Source organism: Vibrio sp. 10N.222.55.C6 (assembly GCF_041473395.1).
GTDB lineage: Bacteria > Pseudomonadota > Gammaproteobacteria > Enterobacterales > Vibrionaceae > Vibrio > Vibrio crassostreae_C.
On record NZ_JBFRSD010000001.1, the window covers coordinates 312,759 to 331,736 of the forward strand.

General features: G+C 46.0%; 15 protein-coding genes. 7 read left to right on the forward strand and 8 right to left on the reverse strand.

The features are described from left to right. Positions 1-72: 72 nt before the first annotated feature. The 3 genes from AB4486_RS01295 to AB4486_RS01305 all read right to left on the reverse strand — a co-directional run bounded on the left by AB4486_RS01295 (position 73) and on the right by AB4486_RS01305 (position 4,155). Positions 73-1,317, reverse strand: a complete 1,245-nt coding sequence (locus tag AB4486_RS01295; RefSeq protein ID WP_102332388.1) for a tetratricopeptide repeat protein — start codon at positions 1,315-1,317, stop codon at positions 73-75. Between the two features lie 352 nt (positions 1,318-1,669). Next, positions 1,670-2,272 carry a response regulator transcription factor gene (locus tag AB4486_RS01300; protein WP_017064231.1) on the reverse strand — a complete coding sequence of 201 codons (603 nt, stop codon included), beginning with the start codon at positions 2,270-2,272 and terminating at the stop codon, positions 1,670-1,672. 11 nt (positions 2,273-2,283) lie between these two features. Next, on the reverse strand, positions 2,284-4,155 hold the full coding sequence (locus AB4486_RS01305) for a PhnD/SsuA/transferrin family substrate-binding protein (protein ID WP_372116269.1): 1,872 nt from the start codon (positions 4,153-4,155) through the stop codon (positions 2,284-2,286). Positions 4,156-4,376: 221 nt separating this feature from the next. Between AB4486_RS01305 and dsrO the strand changes: the two genes are divergently transcribed. The 5 genes from dsrO (at position 4,377) to AB4486_RS01330 (ending at position 11,704) form a co-directional block, all read left to right on the forward strand. After that, a complete protein-coding gene (gene dsrO / locus AB4486_RS01310; RefSeq protein WP_372116272.1) occupies positions 4,377-5,213 on the forward strand; it encodes a sulfate reduction electron transfer complex DsrMKJOP subunit DsrO in 837 nt (278 codons plus the stop codon). Then, complete coding sequence (nrfD, locus tag AB4486_RS01315; protein WP_017078586.1) at positions 5,210-6,358, forward strand: NrfD/PsrC family molybdoenzyme membrane anchor subunit; 1,149 nt, start codon at positions 5,210-5,212, stop codon at positions 6,356-6,358. The genes dsrO and nrfD overlap by 4 nt, the downstream gene beginning before the upstream one ends. Positions 6,359-6,372: 14 nt before the next feature. Beyond that, a complete protein-coding gene (locus AB4486_RS01320) occupies positions 6,373-9,465 on the forward strand; it encodes a tetrathionate reductase subunit A (protein WP_372116273.1) in 3,093 nt (1,030 codons plus the stop codon). A gap of 526 nt (positions 9,466-9,991) precedes the next feature. Continuing rightward, positions 9,992-10,633: a c-type cytochrome gene (locus tag AB4486_RS01325; RefSeq protein ID WP_048610546.1), complete on the forward strand. Its 642-nt coding sequence runs from the start codon at positions 9,992-9,994 to the stop codon at positions 10,631-10,633. Positions 10,634-10,642: 9 nt separating this feature from the next. Next, entirely contained in the window at positions 10,643-11,704 is a 1,062-nt protein-coding gene (locus AB4486_RS01330; RefSeq protein WP_065583779.1) for a c-type cytochrome, read from the forward strand. Between the two features lie 142 nt (positions 11,705-11,846). Here the strand turns inward: AB4486_RS01330 and AB4486_RS01335 are convergent, their stop codons facing one another. Continuing rightward, positions 11,847-12,776, reverse strand: a complete 930-nt coding sequence (locus AB4486_RS01335) for a LysR family transcriptional regulator (protein ID WP_065583778.1) — start codon at positions 12,774-12,776, stop codon at positions 11,847-11,849. Positions 12,777-12,802: 26 nt separating this feature from the next. Further along, positions 12,803-13,243 (reverse strand): Lrp/AsnC family transcriptional regulator, encoded by a 441-nt coding sequence (locus tag AB4486_RS01340; RefSeq protein WP_065583777.1) that lies wholly within the window; start codon positions 13,241-13,243, stop codon positions 12,803-12,805. Between the two features lie 140 nt (positions 13,244-13,383). Here AB4486_RS01340 and AB4486_RS01345 point away from each other — a divergent pair, with 140 nt between their 5' ends. Next, on the forward strand, positions 13,384-13,968 hold the full coding sequence (locus AB4486_RS01345; RefSeq protein ID WP_017058847.1) for a LysE family translocator: 585 nt from the start codon (positions 13,384-13,386) through the stop codon (positions 13,966-13,968). A 55-nt stretch (positions 13,969-14,023) separates the two neighbouring features. Here AB4486_RS01345 and AB4486_RS01350 read toward each other — a convergent pair whose 3' ends face one another. Further along, complete coding sequence (locus AB4486_RS01350) at positions 14,024-14,413, reverse strand: DUF1294 domain-containing protein (protein ID WP_017064222.1); 390 nt, start codon at positions 14,411-14,413, stop codon at positions 14,024-14,026. A gap of 156 nt (positions 14,414-14,569) precedes the next feature. On the opposite strand from AB4486_RS01350, the gene AB4486_RS01355 reads away from it, so the two are divergent. After that, on the forward strand, positions 14,570-16,339 hold the full coding sequence (locus AB4486_RS01355) for an alpha-amylase family glycosyl hydrolase (RefSeq protein WP_372116277.1): 1,770 nt from the start codon (positions 14,570-14,572) through the stop codon (positions 16,337-16,339). Positions 16,340-16,405: 66 nt separating this feature from the next. Here AB4486_RS01355 and AB4486_RS01360 read toward each other — a convergent pair whose 3' ends face one another. Together AB4486_RS01360 and lamB are read right to left on the reverse strand one after the other, a co-directional pair. Then, positions 16,406-17,233, reverse strand: coding sequence for a MalM family protein (locus tag AB4486_RS01360; RefSeq protein WP_069597277.1), 828 nt, complete (start codon positions 17,231-17,233; stop codon positions 16,406-16,408). A gap of 77 nt (positions 17,234-17,310) precedes the next feature. Next, positions 17,311-18,654, reverse strand: coding sequence for a maltoporin LamB (gene lamB / locus AB4486_RS01365; protein WP_372098629.1), 1,344 nt, complete (start codon positions 18,652-18,654; stop codon positions 17,311-17,313). Positions 18,655-18,978 lie beyond the last annotated feature (324 nt).

Genomic DNA, 18,978 nt, shown 5'->3' on the forward strand with positions numbered 1-18,978 from the left:
ATAGCTTTATAGATTTATAGATTTATAGCTTCAGTCATTCTTGTCTAACTCATCAAAGCTAACCAACACGTTTTAGTGGTTGCTTTTCCAGCTTGGATCCACTGCTGCCTGACTGAAGTCTAGAGAGTTAGGGCTTGCTTCTTTGTTATGCGTTGCTTGATCGCTGGGTGACCCTTGATTCGCAGCACCGCTATCATGGTTTGGCGTCGCCTGCTGGCTGTAATCGACGTTAGCACCTTGCTCACTCGACGCTTTGGTCTCTAAATGACTACCATCGACATTTAACTCTTCGCCTTCTTCATCGGACGCTTCTTTCACTTTCTTAGGGATCGGTATATTGCGCTTGTAGAGCTTATTGAGCGCTTTAATGATTGAATGCTTAGTGATCGCTTCTTGAGTCAACTTAGTCATGATCGGCTTAGTCAGAGCTTGTAAGCCCACGACGGCATCGACACCCAGTTCACCACCAACTTTATCCCGCAAATGCTTCGCTTCTGAGTAGCCAAAATGAGCAGACAAAAATAGCCAGATATAAGCAATCGCGTTGCCGTGTTCACCATGGTCAATCCAAGCTTCGCCAGCTCTAAACATGGCTTCTGCACTGTTCTTTTCTGCGGCAGTTTCAAACCAGTACACCGCTTCGCCGTGATTCGGTTCAACACCAACACCGTTCAAATAGCTCATACCCAGTTTGATCTTGCCGTCTAGGTTGTTTTTTTCAGCGGCCTTTTGGTACCACTCGACAGAGCTTTCAGCCGAGTAATCTGGATTCTCTTTATCTAGACACCAGTCACCGATAAACAGCATCGCTTCGGTATTACCACCAGCCGCAGACTCTTCAATATAGGTATAACCCTTAGGGATGTTCTTATCGGTTCCACGACCAAAGACGAGCGCTTTGCCCATCTCGAATTTCGCCGATACGTCATTGTCTAAAGCAGAGATTGCTAGCTGCCAAAAGTTGGCTTTCTCTCTTAAAATGAGGTCTTCTTTACGCTTCATGCTTAGGCGCACAATGCCGTACATGCCATTGATATTATCGAGTTGCGCCGCTTTGTCGTACCAATACAGAGCTTCCTTTATATTGTTACGTTCAGCTTCTTTTGCCAAATACAGAATCGACGGTACATGACCGGTTTCGGCTTTGAAGTGACGCTCTTTTTGCTCTTGTATGCGCGCTTTTTCAATCGCTTTTCGGTAAGCGACAGCACGAGCCTTACGTTCTTGTTCCAAGCGCTGCTTTCTTAGCGATAAAGAGATCAGCCACACGGCGACAAGTATTAACGAAAGAGCCGTCGCACCAATTGCGATTCCCATTGTACTCATAAAATATTTAACCTAACTCGGCAGATACAAGACTCGACGTTGAGAGTGTGTTCTACCCATAGTGAATGTTATGTTTCGAATTACAGGGAAAAGTGCAGTTACTGGCACGTTCCGCCTTAAAATGAACTTAGTTCAGTATCTCAGGATTACATTGCGATAAGAAGCCTAGGAGGTTCAATCCGTATGCAGTCCATAGACGATGTGATCTTGCTTCAATATAGATAAATTATGAAGTCTGCCTTTCATCAGGAAAGTCCTAAAGCTTGGTGACGAAATTGATGTTTTTCCCATCAACAATTTCGTGCAACTGCCGTACAACTCTCTTACAGGAATAGCTCTATACCTAGGTCAATTGACCGTATATGTAAGCCAACTCGGCAACCGTCTTCGCTGAGAATTTCTTCATCAAGCTTGCTCGGTGTACTTCCACTGTTCTCATGGCAATGCACAATTCATCGGCTATTTTCTGGTTACGCTTACCGTCGATAATTTGTTTGAGGATGTCTATCTCACGCTCGGTTAACGACGCGTACGCTTGGCGATACACATTCATGTGTAAGTGCTTTTCTGAAGCCTTTAATCCTTGCTTGATTGCCTCGGCCAATTCCCCTCCTTTAACCGGCTTTTGGAAGAAGTTCATCGCACCTGCTTGCAAAGCTTCCACCGCCATTGGCACATCGCCATGCCCTGTGAGATAGATAACCGACAGCGGACTCTGCGCTTTCACCATTAACTCATGAACTTGTTGCCCTCTCATCTCTGGCATTCTGCTGTCTAGCACTACACAGCCCGACTTTGTGAGATCCACAGAGTCTAAAAAGCTTGGACCATCTTCATAAGCTGACACCGTGAAATCATGCTCTTCCAATAAGAACACCAGCGAGTCACGCATCGACTCATCGTCATCAACCACATAAACCGGCAACGTTTGATGAAGTTCAGGCATAACAAGATTCCTTATGAATCATTTGAAAGAGAAAAAGGTAACGTCACTGCAACGTGACAGCCATGAGGAATCAGTGACTTAATGGTCATTTGACCGCTGTGGTCTTCAATCACGTCCTGGCAAATCGCAAGCCCTAACCCCAAACCGTTTTCTTTGCTACTCACAAAGGATTGAGTGACTTGCTGCTCAGTGAAATCTAAGCCCGTGCCGTTATCGATAACCGACAGCATCATTTTATCCGGTTGATACTCGGTAATCACTTTAATTGTTGGTGGTTCGCTGTTTTTGTTATCAATATCAGACGTAGCGCTTTGTTCGCGATGCTGTTGTGCGTTACACGCGTCCGTCGCATTGTTGATCAAATTTACAACCACCTGCTGCAATCCGACAGGGTCAACATGTAGCGTGATAGGTTTACCCACGACATAACGTTCAATGGTTATCTTGTGTTTCTCTAATCGAAATTGCAGTAGCTCGATGGTATCTGTAAGAAGCACTTCTATATCAGTTTGAGATTTATCTGATGAGCGTTTTTTGATCATGTTTCTTAATCGCTGGATAATCGCATCAGCACGGTCCACTTGCGACTGGATCTTCTCAAATACGGGCTCTATGTCAGTCAGTGGTTTGTTCTTCGAAATCCGCAGTAAACCGCCTTCGCTATAATTCCGAATAGCTGCCAAAGGCTGATTAATCTCGTGTGCCAAGCTACTTCCCAGTTCACCAACTACCGCGATTCGTTGTGAGTGCTCTAGCTGTTCACTCTTACTTTTCAGCTTATACAGCGTCGCTTCTAGTTGCTTTTTGCTGCGACTGAATTTGTATTCTAGCCAGAAGTGGTAAGCATTCAGAGACACGACAAGAATAAAGAACGCCCATGCCCACTGTTGGTTGTACTTGAGCCAGATTAACGCTTCTTTCCACCAAGGTTGTTGCAGTGGATGCATGTCGAGTTGTTGATATAGCTTGTCGATCGACAGCAAGCTTGTCGGTGAAGTCCAGCCCGATGCATTCGCTGCAATGGCCGGTGCGCTGCTCTTAGGCATCGCAAATAATACCTGACTCATCTGTTTGGCCAGTGCCGAAGAAGCCCGCTCTGTTTTGGCGAACGACCAGTTGGGGTACAACGGCGTAGACACTTGGCATCGGAATCCTTCTGGCGCTTGATTCTCGATAATTCGATATTGCCCCGCCACCAGCAAACCTTCACTGATCATGTTCTCAACTAAACAGCTTGGTACGACAGCCGCTTCAATGTGCCCTTCACGTAGTTGATACAAGCTGGCGTCGATCGGGAAACCTAAAAATTGGGTGTTAGAGAAAAAGTGGTTGGGATTAAGCCCTTGTTGCATCACTTGGTAACGCATAGTGAGGTAACCACCAAAAGCATTTTCAGATACTGCCGCAATCGGCTTACCGCTGAGTTGTTCGAGAGAGATATAAGGCGACATTCTTCTCACCACCAAGGCGGAACCAATGCTGCGTGTATTACTTGAGCCTTGAGCTTCAAAGTTATGACTGGTCATGGTTGCCATCCAAGAAAGCGCATACTGGCGTCCTAATCGAACCGCCTGACCGGGGTTGGTGATGACAAAGTCGACCTCAACACCTTTTACCGCATCAGCCATCTCTTCTAAGTTGAAAGGCTTGAGAACAAAGTGTTTGCCGGGAATGCGCTCCGACAACCAATCCATCGTCGGCTGCCAACGCTGCTGCGCGGAAAGCTTGCCTCGAATAGCCAGCACACCGACCTCAATCACCTGTTCCGACTCAACAGTGTTTGATGTTGTAATCTCTTGCTCCGCTTGAGCGGCTAAACAGATTCCTGCAGTTAGACTCAACCAACAAAGGCTAACGATTGATATTAGGTTTCGGACTGTCACTAAAATCTCTTTCTCCACACTGATGGCATGTTCACACTCGAATAACGCATTGACGACACGTTAAATAGAGCCTTTAAACAAAGCATAACAGCTAGATTGGTAAAACCACATTTGTTCTAGATCAACTTTGATCTGGGTATGTGGAAATCCACAATACCCCGCGTACGCCCAAAATCTGACAATGAGCCCAACAGATAGAATACCCATTTATAGGTACCAACATGGACTCATTGAAAAGACGGTTTCTCAGCCAATTCGGCAAGGTTTCCGCTGGTGCTGCGCTCATTCCCATCACCGGAATCAACACCGTAGTCGCAAGCACAGCCATTCGCAATAACAACCAACCTGACCGCAAAGGCGAAGTAGGTAAACGCTACGCCATGGCGGTTGATTTACGTAAGTGCGTTGGCTGTCAGGCGTGCACTGTTGGCTGTAGCGTTGAAAACCAAGCACCAATTGGCCAGTTCAGAACCACCGTAAAACAGTATGAAGTCTCCCTTGATGATGGTTCGACTGCTCAACAAGACGTGAAATCTTTCATGTTACCTCGCCTCTGTAATCACTGTGACAACGCTCCCTGCATCAAGGTTTGTCCAGTTCAAGCGACCTTCCAACGCGAAGACGGCATTGTCATGGTCGACAACGAACGCTGCGTAGCCTGTGCTTACTGTGTTCAAGCTTGTCCTTACGATGCTCGTTTCATTAATAACGACACCCTTACCGCAGACAAATGCACCTTCTGTGCACACCGCCTTGAAGACGGCTTACTGCCTGCTTGTGTAGAAACCTGTGTCGGTGGCGCGCGTGTCATTGGCGACCTTAAAGATCCAAACAGCGAGATCAACCGTCTGCTCAATGAAAACCAAGACGACATCAAGGTGCTCAAGCCAGAGCAGAATACCAACCCCCATGTTTTCTATATCGGCATGAACGAGCGTTTCGTTAGCCACATCGAAGGCCAACCTGCGATTTATGATCCAGCCGCCATAGATAACTCATCCTCTAGCCAACAAGAATTGGCAATCGCGACACAAAGCAAACAAGGAGAGACAGCATGAATATCACTGAGGTGTTAGTTCCCGCTCAAGAGATCGCTTGGCTACCGTGGGCGGTTCAATATTTCTTCTACATTGGTTCAGCTTACGCGGCGGCTATTCTGTTTTTGATTGCACTGATATTCAAAAACTCAACCAGCCACCAATTTCGTTCTGCCCTTGTGCTTGTGATGGCCATCGGCGCGATTGTTGGGCCATTAGCATTAACCGGTGATTTGCACCAACCGGGACGAGCTTGGCACTTCTACGCCCACATCTCGCCTTGGTCATGGATGTCATTAGGCTCTTTGTTTCTACCTCTATTCTCTGGTCTGGCTGTCGCGACTGCTTGGGTTTACCTACGTGACGACATCGCACAGCTTAAGGAAAGTGAAAACCCACTTCTAAAACGTTTGGCTTGGCTGACGCTAGGTCAATGGCAAATATCGTCAAAGCTGATGATTGCGCTCGCTGCTGTGACGGCTATTTCGGGCCTAAGCATCGCGCTTTACACAGGCGCAGAAATTGCGATTTTGGCGAGCCGACCGCTTTGGCATCAACCGGCTTCTCCGCTGCTTTGGTTTACGACAGCGTTCTTTGCTGCAACGGGTTTAACCCTATTGATTTGGGCTCTACTGCCATCCACCAAGCCAAGCTTAAAACCAACAGACCTCGCTCTGGTACAAAGAACGATTACCCTAACCGGTGGCCTTGCCATCATTCTTACGTCGATTTGGGCATCTAATCATGGTCACTTCAGCCTGTATGAGAACGATGCTTGGGGCATCAATTTAGGCATCATGACCACCAGCATTTTGCTGTGCATGATCTTAGTGCTGCCACTACAACGCCTATCGCAAAGCAAGTTAGGAATTGTCTGTGTTGCGCTTGCGACCATAGTTTCAGCATGGGCGGTACGTTGGGTCACCATGATGGAAGTTCAAACCATTCCTCGTTTTGATGTGGGTCCATTCCCTTATGAATTACCAATGGGTAGTGCTGGGTTACTTGGCATCGTTGGCATGTGCGGCCTGTGGCTAGCACTTGCGTTGTTCGCCTCTGAAATCGTGTCTGCTGGATCGTCAAGATCAACTGGCTCTGCGACAAAGACAGCATCTAAGCCAAACCAAAACACATCATCACCACTTAACCGCTCACATAGCTTGTAGTCTGAGGAATCATCATGGATAACAAACGTCGTCAATTTTTGAAAACAGGCCTTGCTGCCGGTGGTGTTGGAGCTTTTGCTGCAGGTTATGCGACAACCACAAAGCACATGGTTCACGGTGCTATCGATGGCACCGCAGGTAAGAAAACCAATCACATCCATCACGGTAATTCGTTAGAGACGGAATACAGTGTCGATGAGCAAGGTAAGATTTCGCCGAATCCAAACCAACGCGTTGCACCCTCAATGTGTTTTGGCTGCTGGACACTGTGTGGCTTGCGTGTACGTATCGATAATCGCAATGATGAGATTTTACGTATCTCAGGTAACCCATATCACCCGCTTTCAAGTGATCAGCAGATCCCGTTCAAAACACCGGTAAAAGACGCCTACATTGGCTTGTCTGGTGAGTCAGGCATCAATAACCGCTCGACAGCCTGTGCCCGTGGTAACGGCATGTTGGAGATTCAAAACAGCCCATACCGAATCACTCAACCGCTCAAACGCGTTGGTAAGCGTGGTGGAGGCAAGTGGGAACCAATCAGCTACGAACAACTTATCTCTGAGATCACCGAGGGTGGTGACTTATTCGGTGAAGGTGAAGTTGAGGGCTTACGATCGATTCGTGACATCGAAACACCACTCGATCCAAACAACCCTGAATACGGACCAAAAGCCAACCAACTGCTTGTGACCAATGCCGGTAATGAAGGCCGTGACGACATCTTGAAGCGCTTTGCATTTAACAGCTACGGCACTCGTAACTTTGGTCATCACGGCTCTTACTGTGGCTACGCATTCCGTGCAGGTTCTGGCGCGATCATGAATGACTTAGATAAGTTCTCGCACTTAAAGCCCGACTTCAACAACGCAGAATTCATTCTTTTCATCGGTATGTCTCCGGCTCAAGCGGGTAACCCGTTTAAGCGCCAAGCAAGACAATTGGCTGAAGCTCGTACCAATGGAAAACTGAGCTACACCATAGTGACACCAAGCCTACCTGCCGGGTCTTCAAGCCTTGCGGCGGGCGATCGCAATAACTGGCTGCCGATCAAACCGGGCACCGATTCAGCATTAGTTCTGGGTATGATCCAGTGGATCATCGAAAACCAGCGCTACAATCACGACTTCTTGTCTCGCCCAAGTGCGCAAGCGATGAAGAAAGCAGGCACCACACACTGGTGTAATGCATCTCACCTTGTGATCAGTGACGAATCGCACCCACAAAATGGGCGTATGCTTCGCGCATCAGATATGGGTTTGCTAGAAACAGGCGAACCGATGTCTGACGATGACGGATTTATCGCACTAGATGTGACAACGTCACTATTGGCGTCACATATTCAGGTGAATGAAGCGGCTCTGTTCGTCGATCAAGACGTAGAAATCAATGGTCAGACTGTTCGTGTTAAATCTTCTCTACAAAGATTGAAAGAAGAAGCCTTCAAATATGATCTTGCTTACTACAGTGAGCAGTGTGAAATCCCACAAGACCAGATTATTGCGTTGGCAAAACGCTTCACCAGCTACGGGACGAAAGCAGTCGTGGATACTCACGGTGGCAACATGCACACCAACGGCTTCTACAACTCGTTCTCTATCCTAATGCTGAACGCGCTGATCGGTAACATCAATGCAAAAGGCGGGGCGATGGCGAAAGCAGGTGGCTACCCAACTTCTGTTGCAGGTCCACGTTACGACTTTACCAAGTTCAAGGGTAAGACTAAGCCGCAAGGTGTGTTCTTGTCTCGCAGCAAATTCCCGTATCACAAGACCAGCGAATACAAACGTCGCGTTGCCGCAGGCGAGTCATTCTACCCAACACGTGCTCCGTGGTACCCAATCTCTGCGCCGCTTTTAACCGAGCATTTATCAGCTGCGATTGATGGCTACCCTTATCGCGCAAAAGCGTGGATCAACCACATGGCGAACCCACTTTATGGCGTTCCGGGTTTAGATAACTTACTAGGCGATAAGCTGAAGGATCCAAAGCAGCTTGGTTTGATCGTGTCTATCGATGCCTTCATCAATGAGACCACAGCCTTATCGGATTACCTAGTGCCAGACACAGTGACCTACGAGAGCTGGGGCATGGCAACACCTTGGCATGGTGTCGCGACCAAAGCGATCACCGCTCGTTGGCCGATTGTTGAGCCTAAAACTTCCCGCACTCAAGACGGACGTGCCATCAACCTAGAGAACTTCTTTATTGATCTAGCGAAAACGCTTGGCCTAGGTGGCTTCGGCGACAACGTAATCAAAGACAATCAAGGTAACTGGCACGGTATTCATAGCGCTGAAGACTTCTACCTGCGCTCGGCTGCTAACTTAGCGTTCGTAAAAGGTGGCGTGCCGAATGTCGATGCGGAAGATATTGTTTGGTCTGGTCTAGAACGCCTAGTGCCTGTGATGAACAAAACACTCAAGCCTGAAGAGATGCTCAAGGTAGCGTATATCTTTGCGCGTGGCGGTCGTTTCGAAGACGCCACCAATGCCTACACCAATGAAACCATGAAGTACAAATGGACCAAACCACTGGCAATCTGGAATGAAAAGCTCGGTACTTCTCGCAACACCATCAGTGGTGAGCAGTACATGGGTTGCCCGACATGGTATCCACAGAAGCTGGCAGACGGCACACCTTTAGCAGAGCAGTTCCCGACCAAAGATTGGCCATTTACTCTGACCAACTTTAAATCCAACATTCACAGTGCGGTGTCTAACTTATCACCACGCTTAGAGTCGATCAAAGGAATGAACCCAGTTTACATTCACCCGCAAGACGCCTCTTCTGCTGGTATCAAAACAGGCGACGTATTTGCCATTGAAACACCGAGTTCAACCACACACGCGTTGGCGATGGTGATTGATGGCATCAAACAAGGCACATTAGGCTTTGAACACGGCTTTGGACACAAAGAGCTCGGTGAACGCGCACACTGGATTGGTGACGCACAACAACCAGTGAAGATGAAGTCGAACGATGGCGTTAACATCAATGATATAGGCTTGATTGACCCGACGAGAGAAGGCAAAGGCGTCATGTTAGATTGGGTTGTAGGAGCAGCAGCCAGACAAGCGCTTCCGGCTAAGATCTACAAGGTCTAGCTTAAACTCAGCAAGCTATAACTTAATCACTGATCAAAACTCTTCCTTATCTGATTTGCAGATGAGAACACAACAGGGCAACTTCGTCATTCGAGGTTACCCTGTTTTTTCGTCCCCTTGATCTAGAAAAGCACCCTATTTGGATAAAACATCCAATCTACATAAAGTACCCAATCTACATAAAGCATCCGCTCTAGATAGAGTAATCAACCCAAAGCCATTAGGTAATCTTCATTTCACCACAACTTTTTTAGCCCGCATCCATAAAGCAGCTATGCTTATACAATCGGTGCCATAAAAGAGCCTTAACAAGCAGTTATACCGAGGCGAACATGGCAGTTCCCTTGCACTTCGTTAACGGCAGTTGGATTCGCCTATCGAAATCCACATCAATACCACTATGGTGATTGAGGTTATTAATGTGAGACTCACCTCAAGTTCCAAGTGAATTAATGTGGAAAACCACAATAGCGCGAGCAACCAATTATGTCGAAAATGCGTGCATTACAACCAATAGCGACGCCTCATGATTAAGCTGAACATAAAAACTCAAACTCTAACGCTTTGCATCGCTGCTCTGGGAAGCCTTTCTTTATCCGGTTTTGCACAAGCAGCACCCAATCCAATGCCAGAAGCCGCAGAAACCTGTAGCGGTTGCCACCAAGCCGACGGGAAAGGCATGCCCAACATCGCACCTATGCTTGCAGGGCTCAATGCTGACTACCTAGAACATCAACTAGTCTTATTCTCAAGTGGTGAGCGTCAAAGCGCGATCATGAAAGGCATGGCTGATGGTGTGTCTGATCCTGCGATTCGTCGTGAAGTTGCAGAATACTTCGCTTCATTACCTTCATACGACTTCACCGATTTAGAACAACGCGGCTCACAAGCCGATATCGATAACCCGTATCGTAAACTTGTATTCCAAGGTGATTGGGATCGAAACATTCCTGCTTGTGCTACCTGTCATGGACCAAGTGGTATGGGCGTAGACAAATTTCCTCGCCTAGCGAGTCAGCATGCCGACTACATTCAGACTCAGCTCAACGCTTGGAAAAACGGCACTCGTAAGGGTGATGATTTAAACATGATGGGCAATATCGCCGGCAAGTTGACCGACGATGAGATCAAAAACCTCTCTTACTATTTCGCATCTTTCCGATACTAAAGGGCTCGCATGAAAACATTACTTCTAATTACCGCAACCCTTGCCTCTGGAATCGCTTATGCCGAAGGTGAGTTGCCCGATCGCCAAACCGAACTGCCCGCCGTTGAAAAACCACAAGATAATAAATATCTGGTGCCACGCGACTTGGTAGATATTCCTGATGGGGAATTTGGTGACAAAGTAAAACTGGGCTATTCCCTGTTTGTCGATTCACAACAGATGCGTGGTACGTTCGTCGGCAATGAACAAAACTGTGTCAACTGCCACATGCAAGCGGGCATGAAGCCTAACGCTGCCCCTCTTTGGGGTGCGTACATGGCCTACCCTGCGTACCGTTCTAAGAATGACAAGGTAAACAGCTACGCAGAACGTATCCAAGGTTGCTTCACCTACTCAATGAATGGTCTGCCACCGGCTGAGGGTTCAAAAGAGATGGTCGCACTGACGGCGTATTCATACTGGCTGGCGATGGGCGGCATCTTAGACAAGAACGGCATGCAAGATACACCCGTTCCTGAGATTAGCGATGCCGACTTACAAGTCGGTGGTAAAGCGGAAAGCTTCCCTCTCCCTGAAGAGCTGTTAAGCAAATACCCAATCGATGGCCGCAGTAAGTTGGCAGGGCGTGGCTATCCTAAGATTGATAATCCTGAACAAGAGCCATCGATAGCGCGTGGTGAAAAGGTTTACCAAACCAACTGCCAAACCTGTCATGGTCAAAATGGTGAAGGTATTAAAGGGGCTGACGGACGTTCATACTTTCCACCATTGTGGGGCGAAAACGCGTATAACTGGGGCGCGGGTATGCACCGGGTGAACACCGCTGCCTATTTCATCTATGAAAACATGCCGCTAGGGAAGAGCCAGCAACTTTCAATTCAGGATGCATGGGATGTAGCCGCATTTGTGAACAGTCATGAACGCCCACAAGACCCACGATACAAGGGTGATGTTGCAGGTAATGCTAAGCGTTACCACAACCACCAAGGTTATTATGGTAAAGAAGTCGACGGTGATGTGCTGGGTTCCAAAGCCTACCCAAGTGGTAAAGAAGTGATTCATGAGCATTGATAGGCATTAGTGCACAAGAGCCGTTCACGTCAGCTATAGCTAAGCTTTACATTGTAAATCAGTTATAGCTGGAAGAATAAAAAGGAGCCAGAGCGTTCGACGTTCTGGCTCCTTTTTTATGTTTGAACGATTAGAGATCCAGCTAACCTTGCTGCATCTTCTCCCAAATGGTTGGAGAGCCGATATAGTCTTGAACCGTGGTAATGAACTCTTTGACCAGTTTGGTCTGTTTACGGTGCGGATACACAGCGTAGATTGCGGTATCAATCGTAGAGATCGGATAATCCGGCAGTAAAGTGACCAAGCCAAGTTCTTTCATTGAGGCATACAGGTTTGATTGATCAAGCAAGCCATAACCTAGACCATCTTTCACACAAGACACCATAGTACGAACATCACTCACCTTATAGTTGCCACGAATCGTTAGGCTCTGGAAGGTATTACCTCCCGGCTCTTCACTAATGCGCAGATGGTCGACCGTCATATCACCATTGGTATAAATCACCGCAGGTAGAGCGAGTAGATCTTGTGGCGTTTTCGGTTCACCGTGCTGCTTCACAAAATCGTTTGACGCGACCAACATGAAATTACTGTCGGCAATCTTCTTCGCAATCAAATTCGATTCAACAAGCTTACTGAAGCGAAACGCGATATCAAACTGCCCTGCAATGATATTGGCGATCTTATCGTCTAGTGAAAGTACGATCTGAACATCTGGGTACTTTCTCATGAACTGAGTGATGATAGGTTGCAGATATTGCTGCCCAAAATAGATCGGTGAAGTAATTCGTAGCACGCCTTTTGGCTCTGACTGGTATGAATCTGCAATGCCTTGAATCTGATTGATGGTGTCTTTCAGTACATAGGTTTGTGCGAGAATATCTTCCCCTGCCGACGTCAACGAAAACGAGCGTGTAGAGCGGTTCAGCAGCTGAACACCTAAATCTTGCTCGAGCTTTTTGATCTGTTTAGAGAGTGATGAGTTGTCCATATCATGTAAGGTTGCCGCTTTGGTAAACGACCCTTGTTGAACCACATCTAAGAACAATAACAACTGATTGGTATTTGGCACTGCGCCTCTCCTGAAATAAAACTCGACTAGCGTTCGTCTTTAGGGGTGTCCATCACAACCATAGTCGTAATAGATTTCACCTGAGCACATTCCCCAAGCACATCGGCATGAAACTTCTTATAGCCCGGTAGGTCTTTGGTTTCTACCCTTAGCAAGTACTCGTTGGCACCGGTAATGTTGTGACACTCCACCACCTCTTTTTCCATACTGACGTGCTGTTCAAACTCCAGCTGAGCCGCTTTGCTGTGGCTTGATAAACCAATCGAAACATAAGCAATAAAACCTACCCCCATCAGCCCATTATCCAGAACCGCACGGTAACCTTGAATGATACCTTTACGCTCAAGATCCTGGACGCGCCTTAAGGTCGCAGAAGCCGACAAGCCAATCCGTTCTGAAAGCTCAATGTTGGAGATTCTGCCGTCCAATTTAAGCTCTTGCAATATCCTTTCGTCAAATCTATCCATAAGTACTTATTATTGTGCATTAAGTGATAATAGAGGAAATAAAAGCACATAATTGCCTCACTTTCCACCTACTATGTTTCTCAACACGTGAAAGTCATGACCGGTCAGTCACTTCGTTCATTTTTTGCTGGAGAACCATAATGCCTTTAGAACAACTTAGCGCACTTGCCTTGTTTGCGTTCGTCTCGACCTTCACACCAGGTCCAAATAACATCATGCTCATGACATCAGGAGCAAATGTTGGCTTTGCCCGTACTATTCCGCACATGCTTGGCATTGCTCTAGGGTTTGCAGCCATGTTGCTGCTAGTTGGCTTCGGTTTAATGGGCATTTTCAACGCTTATCCGGTTACTCACCAAATCTTGAAATACCTAAGCCTTGCTTACCTCGTGTACCTTGCAATTAAGATAGCATTGAGCGGCAAAGCCAAAAGCACCGAGGCTTATAAGCCAATGACCTTCATCGGCGCGGCAAGTTTTCAGTGGGTGAACCCGAAAGGTTGGTCGATGGCGCTGACGGCAATTTCAGTCTATAGCAGCGGCAGTTCATGGTGGGAGCTTGCGATCATCGCAGGTATCTTCACGCTCGCCAACTTACCATCCGTGACATTCTGGACAGCGGCAGGTAAACAACTGCAACACTGGTTAACAACACCAGTCCGTATCAAAAGCTTCAACTACGGTATGGCAGGCTTGCTTCTAGCATCGACCATTCCGATGCTCTAGTCGAATAACTTCTGTATTTTAACGGTTGGTACTCCTGTGCTAACCGTTATTCTCTTTATAAATAACCCACAAGTTCACTAAGCCAACGACCAAACATCGTCTGCCCGCTCGGCGTTAACGTCCACACAAACGCCGCAACATTCACTGCCACTGTCACCCAATATATGGCTCTGAACGGCTGCTTCTGCGTTTTATGACGCAGCTTATCTTGAGCAATCAACGCCCCTAGCCAGCCACCAGCAACAGAAAAAATATGCAGAGTTTTCTCTGGCACACGCCAATTGCCATTGATCGCTGCTCGCTTGTCCTTCGCGTACACAAAAAACGTCACGAAACCGATAACCAAATACCACACCAACAGCGCTTTAGAACTTTCCGCAAACAACACAGACACCGCCACCAGAACCAAATAAGTGATAACGATTTGAATAGATGAAGACAACATGACTCCTTTTGAGCAACAGCTCACATACTGTAGCAATTACGCCCTGTAGATTTTGATAAGGATGAGTAAGGCATATTGTAATTCGGTTAGCCTGCAAAGAATAAACAAGCCCTTTCATCCCTACATAACATGATGGAAGTTAAAGGAATTATAAATATGTACAACCAAAAGTACGCCATCTACCAAGTTTTTACGCGTTTATTTGGCAATAAAAACACCCAACATGTTCCATGGGGCACAATCGAGCAAAATGGCGTCGGTAAGTTCAGTGATTTTACCGACAAAGCGCTGTCTGAAATCCGCAAACTCGGTATGACTCATATTTGGTATACCGGAGTACCACATCATGCGCTCATCAATGACTACAAGCACCTTGGTATTTCAGACGATCACCCTAGCGTGGTAAAAGGCCGTGCGGGATCACCATATGCCGTCAAAGACTACTATTCCGTAAACCCAGATCTCGCAGACAACCCTGAATGCCGACTAGAGGAGTTCGAGGCACTAATCAAAAGAAGTCACGACAATGGTTTAAAAGTGATTATCGATATCGTACCGAATCACGTTGCGCGTCATTATAAAGGCTTAAACAACCCAGAAGGTGTCAGTGACTTCGGCGCTCAAGATGACACAACGCTGGAATACCACAAAGACAATAACTTCTACTACATTCCCAACAGCACCTTTGAATTGCCAGACATAGAGCCCGCCTTTACGCCGCTAGGTGGTGAACAGCATCCCAACCTAAACTCCCCGTTTATAGAGACGCCCGCCAAATGGACAGGTAACGGCTCACGTTTAGCCAAGCCTAGTTTCGATGATTGGTATGAAACGGTGAAAATCAATTATGGCATGCGACCAGACGGTTCAAAAGACTTCCCTGAACTACCGAGTGACTATGCTCAACGCAATTACATGGATCATTTCCGTTTCTGGGAATCTGTTTATGTGCCTAACTCTTGGGCTAAATTCCGAGATATCGTCTTGTTTTGGTTGAATAAAGGTGTTGATGGGTTTCGCTACGACATGGCTGAAATGGTGCCAGTTGAGTTTTGGAGCTACCTCAACTCATCAATAAAGATGAAAAACCACGATGCCTTTCTGATGGCAGAGGTGTATCAGCCGGACTTGTACCGTGAATACATTCACTTAGGCAAGATGGACTACCTCTATGACAAGGTAGATCTGTACGACGGCCTCAAAGCCATCATGCAAGGCAAGGCTTCAACGGCAATCATCCCTGAAATCCAACATCAAATGCACGACATTGAACATCATATGCTGCATTTTTTGGATAACCATGACGAGCAACGAATCGCCTCACCAGAGTTTGTAGGCAATCCACATATCGCAAAGCCTGCGATGCTAGTTAGCGCTCTATTGAGCAGCTCTCCAACCATGATCTACTTTGGGCAAGAAGTCGGCGAACCCGGTGCGGAGAATGCAGGCTTTGGACAGCCCTCACGAACTTCCATATTTGACTACATCGGAGTCCCACAACACCAAAAGTGGATGAACCACGGCGCATTCGATGGCGGGCTATTAGACGAAAACGAAAAGCAGCTGCGTCACTTCTATCAAAAGGTAATGAACTTTTCGCTAGAGCATACTTCAATGACGGGGCAGTACCTAGACTTACACCAGAGCAATAATTTGAGTGATTCGGTTTACGCATTTCTGCGCTATGACAACCAAGAGTTGACAATAGTTGCTGCGAATTTCAACCAACATGTCACCGAGAATATTCACTTAACCGTTCCAAGTGATGTTATACAAACGCTCACAATCGCTGATGACAGTTACTTGTTAGATGAACATATTGAAGGCATTCAACAACAGGTATTAAAAGTTGAGGAAAGTATTGGCCGTTTTAGTCTTGATCTAAAGCCACTAGCTTCGTTGGTTTGGGTACTAAAAACTGAATAAAAGAAGAAGGGAAACACCCGAAGTTAGCCAAAATCTATAATTGCTTCGGGTGTTAGGGGTCTATTGCTACTTTTTATTAACGGCTTTTACAAATACTTCTTGTGCGCCTTCAATATTAAGAGCTTTAGCTTCTTCTAACAAAGCTAATGCCTTCGGTATATCATTTTTAGCGACGGCTTGTTCAATCGAACTAAAATAGTAAGTTTTGGTATCACTATTTGCTTCAACTGGTTTTAGTTGACTTAGATTTTCTTCTTTGTTTTTTGAATTCAACCCGAAAAAAGAGCCTGATGTATACGGATGGATATCAACCAACAGCTCACCTGTTTTTACATGAGGCACGGGTATATCTTTTGCTTCTGGGAAATAATTCCCTCTAGCTTCTGCATCCAAGCGAGCTGGATGAATAATATCAGTTACTTTTTCTAGCTCGCTGTGGTCCGTATAAACCAATAGGTAAGCATTTTCTATATTACTTGGCGGGAAAAAAGAGAACTCTGAAATTAAGCGATTTCCTTGCCCTAAATGCGGCTTTTCATAGTTAAAGCTAGAAGCCGGAACTGTAAGTATTTCATGCCCTTCTCCATCAACAATCTTAGCTAGAGGAGAGAAAACACTCTCCTCAATATAGCTGGTCAATTCAACGCTCAGAGGTCCTTGATAAATTGGTAACTCAATTTTAATTGTTGGACTTTTTATATCATTCGTATCTAGGTTCTGAGTTGAATCAGAGATAATAATCTTTGTTGAACTAGGCAAGTTTAATTTTTGAGATTGCAGTTGTTCGATACTGCTAACAGTCATCATATCAGGCTGTGAAAAATCTACTACTTGGGTACTTTGACAGCCAGTTACCAATAAGCTGCATAGTAATGCGATACTATTAATCTTCATGAACACTCCAATCGAAATATGGAAAAGCCGACACTTACGCGTCGGCTATAAATTAATTTTCTAACTTAGGTTATACATTACCACCAAGCTTCGAATTGTGCGCCAATACTAACTTCAGAATCTTCACCAGAAAAAGCTGTACCTTCATGGTCTACGAAGTAAGAAGCAAACAAGCGAATCTCAGGACGAGCCCAGAAGCTTGAGCCAGCACCCCATGCTTGTGCAACTGTATATTTAGAAGCTGCATAGTCTACGTTATCTTTTTCTTCAGCGTAGTAACCAACTTCAAATATAGTTTTCATGTTGTTGTCCCATTTGTACTCAGGACGAACAACGATATTAGCTAAAGTGTGGTCAAACTTAGTTCCAGCCACTGTTGTTGTATCAACATATGCGCCAGTAGCAGAGTCGTAGTTATTCTTGAATGAGTCAGAAGTACCTACATCAGATGCTGATGCAAACATGATTTGGTGGCCAACTTCCCAGTTAGCCCCCATTCCAACTACACCCCAGTTGATAATACGGAAACCGTCTGCATCATTATTAGCACCAGAACGGTCGTAGTTATTACCACCACCTAAACCTGGCATTTGGGCTGCGTAAGAATTTGTACCATATTGGAATACAGTTTGGTTAAAGCCGTTATCTAAGCCTTGATGAACGATTGCAGAAAGTAATGCGCCATCGTCACCAACAGCATTTTGGTCTTTCTTCTCGTGAGCGAAGTTATACGCAGCTGCTAGTTCCAAACTCGCGTCACTCCAAAGATCGATCCCAGCATAGCGAACGTCTAAAATATATGCACTTACATCTTCAGATCCGTAGCCAGTTTGAGCCCAAACCTGACCAGGGTCTTGGTCTGGATTAACTTTGTCATTTCCAGCGACGTAACCATAAGTTGCCGCACCAGCTTGAGAGCCTTCATCAGTAATTAAAGCTGTCGATAGTTTACCACCACCTAAAGATAAATTTTCGACACCAACACCTGCACCACTTGAAGTATTCAAGTAGTAGAAATCCGTAATATGGACATCACGACGTTGGTAGTAGCGCTTACCAACCCACATAGTAGCGTCAGCATCAGACTTAATTAAGCCTTTTGCTTGAACATTGATCACACGAAGTGCAGAGTCACTTGCTTCCCAATCGTTATCACCATCGACTGCGTGTGCAATTAGAGAATCTAGATAAAAGCTCACACCATCTTCGTTGTATAGCTCTTGACCTAGGCCTACTTCGAAAAATGTATCATTCTCGTTACCCAAACGACCTAATTTACTTTTTTCGTAACCTAGGTTTTCCCCATCATTACCACTAAGACCAATACCAGAACGTACGTAGCCACTAAAATCAACAGCGAACGCAGAACCAGCAGCTAGCGAAGTTGCCACTGCTGCAGCAATCAAACTTACTTTTTTCATTCTTAACTCCATTAAGGACGATTTATTTTAGGTTTTTATATTTTTGCTCTCTTGCGGCAACCAAAGGCAGTAATGGTAGTCGTAAGATAGAGAGGTTTAGGGTTTCCCCTGATTCGTTTCAACGGGGTCAATATTAAGAGGGGATGACAAGTTTGACTTCCTCCGCCCCTAAGTTAATTAAGGGGGACTAGAGGGGAGTAGAAAATATACAGAATGGTGTTTTAAAGAGGTAGATCACTTAATATAGGAGGAGTAGACAGCACACAGATCTAATTATTCAACATAAGTGAGATCTAGCTCAAATATATAATTTGAACTTCATCG

Excerpts from the sequence above, each read along its gene's own strand:
- AB4486_RS01295 (WP_102332388.1), bottom strand. The coding sequence starts at position 1,317 with ATGGGAATCGCAATTGGTGCGACGGCTCTTTCGTTAATACTTGTCGCC.
- AB4486_RS01300 (WP_017064231.1), bottom strand. The coding sequence starts at position 2,272 with ATGCCTGAACTTCATCAAACGTTGCCGGTTTATGTGGTTGATGACGAT.
- dsrO (WP_372116272.1), top strand. The coding sequence starts at position 4,377 with ATGGACTCATTGAAAAGACGGTTTCTCAGCCAATTCGGCAAGGTTTCC.
- nrfD (WP_017078586.1), top strand. The coding sequence starts at position 5,210 with ATGAATATCACTGAGGTGTTAGTTCCCGCTCAAGAGATCGCTTGGCTA.
- AB4486_RS01320 (WP_372116273.1), top strand. The coding sequence starts at position 6,373 with ATGGATAACAAACGTCGTCAATTTTTGAAAACAGGCCTTGCTGCCGGT.
- AB4486_RS01325 (WP_048610546.1), top strand. The coding sequence starts at position 9,992 with ATGATTAAGCTGAACATAAAAACTCAAACTCTAACGCTTTGCATCGCT.
- AB4486_RS01330 (WP_065583779.1), top strand. The coding sequence starts at position 10,643 with ATGAAAACATTACTTCTAATTACCGCAACCCTTGCCTCTGGAATCGCT.
- AB4486_RS01340 (WP_065583777.1), bottom strand. The coding sequence starts at position 13,243 with ATGGATAGATTTGACGAAAGGATATTGCAAGAGCTTAAATTGGACGGC.
- AB4486_RS01345 (WP_017058847.1), top strand. The coding sequence starts at position 13,384 with ATGCCTTTAGAACAACTTAGCGCACTTGCCTTGTTTGCGTTCGTCTCG.
- AB4486_RS01350 (WP_017064222.1), bottom strand. The coding sequence starts at position 14,413 with ATGTTGTCTTCATCTATTCAAATCGTTATCACTTATTTGGTTCTGGTG.
- AB4486_RS01355 (WP_372116277.1), top strand. The coding sequence starts at position 14,570 with ATGTACAACCAAAAGTACGCCATCTACCAAGTTTTTACGCGTTTATTT.
- AB4486_RS01360 (WP_069597277.1), bottom strand. The coding sequence starts at position 17,233 with ATGAAGATTAATAGTATCGCATTACTATGCAGCTTATTGGTAACTGGC.
- lamB (WP_372098629.1), bottom strand. The coding sequence starts at position 18,654 with ATGAAAAAAGTAAGTTTGATTGCTGCAGCAGTGGCAACTTCGCTAGCT.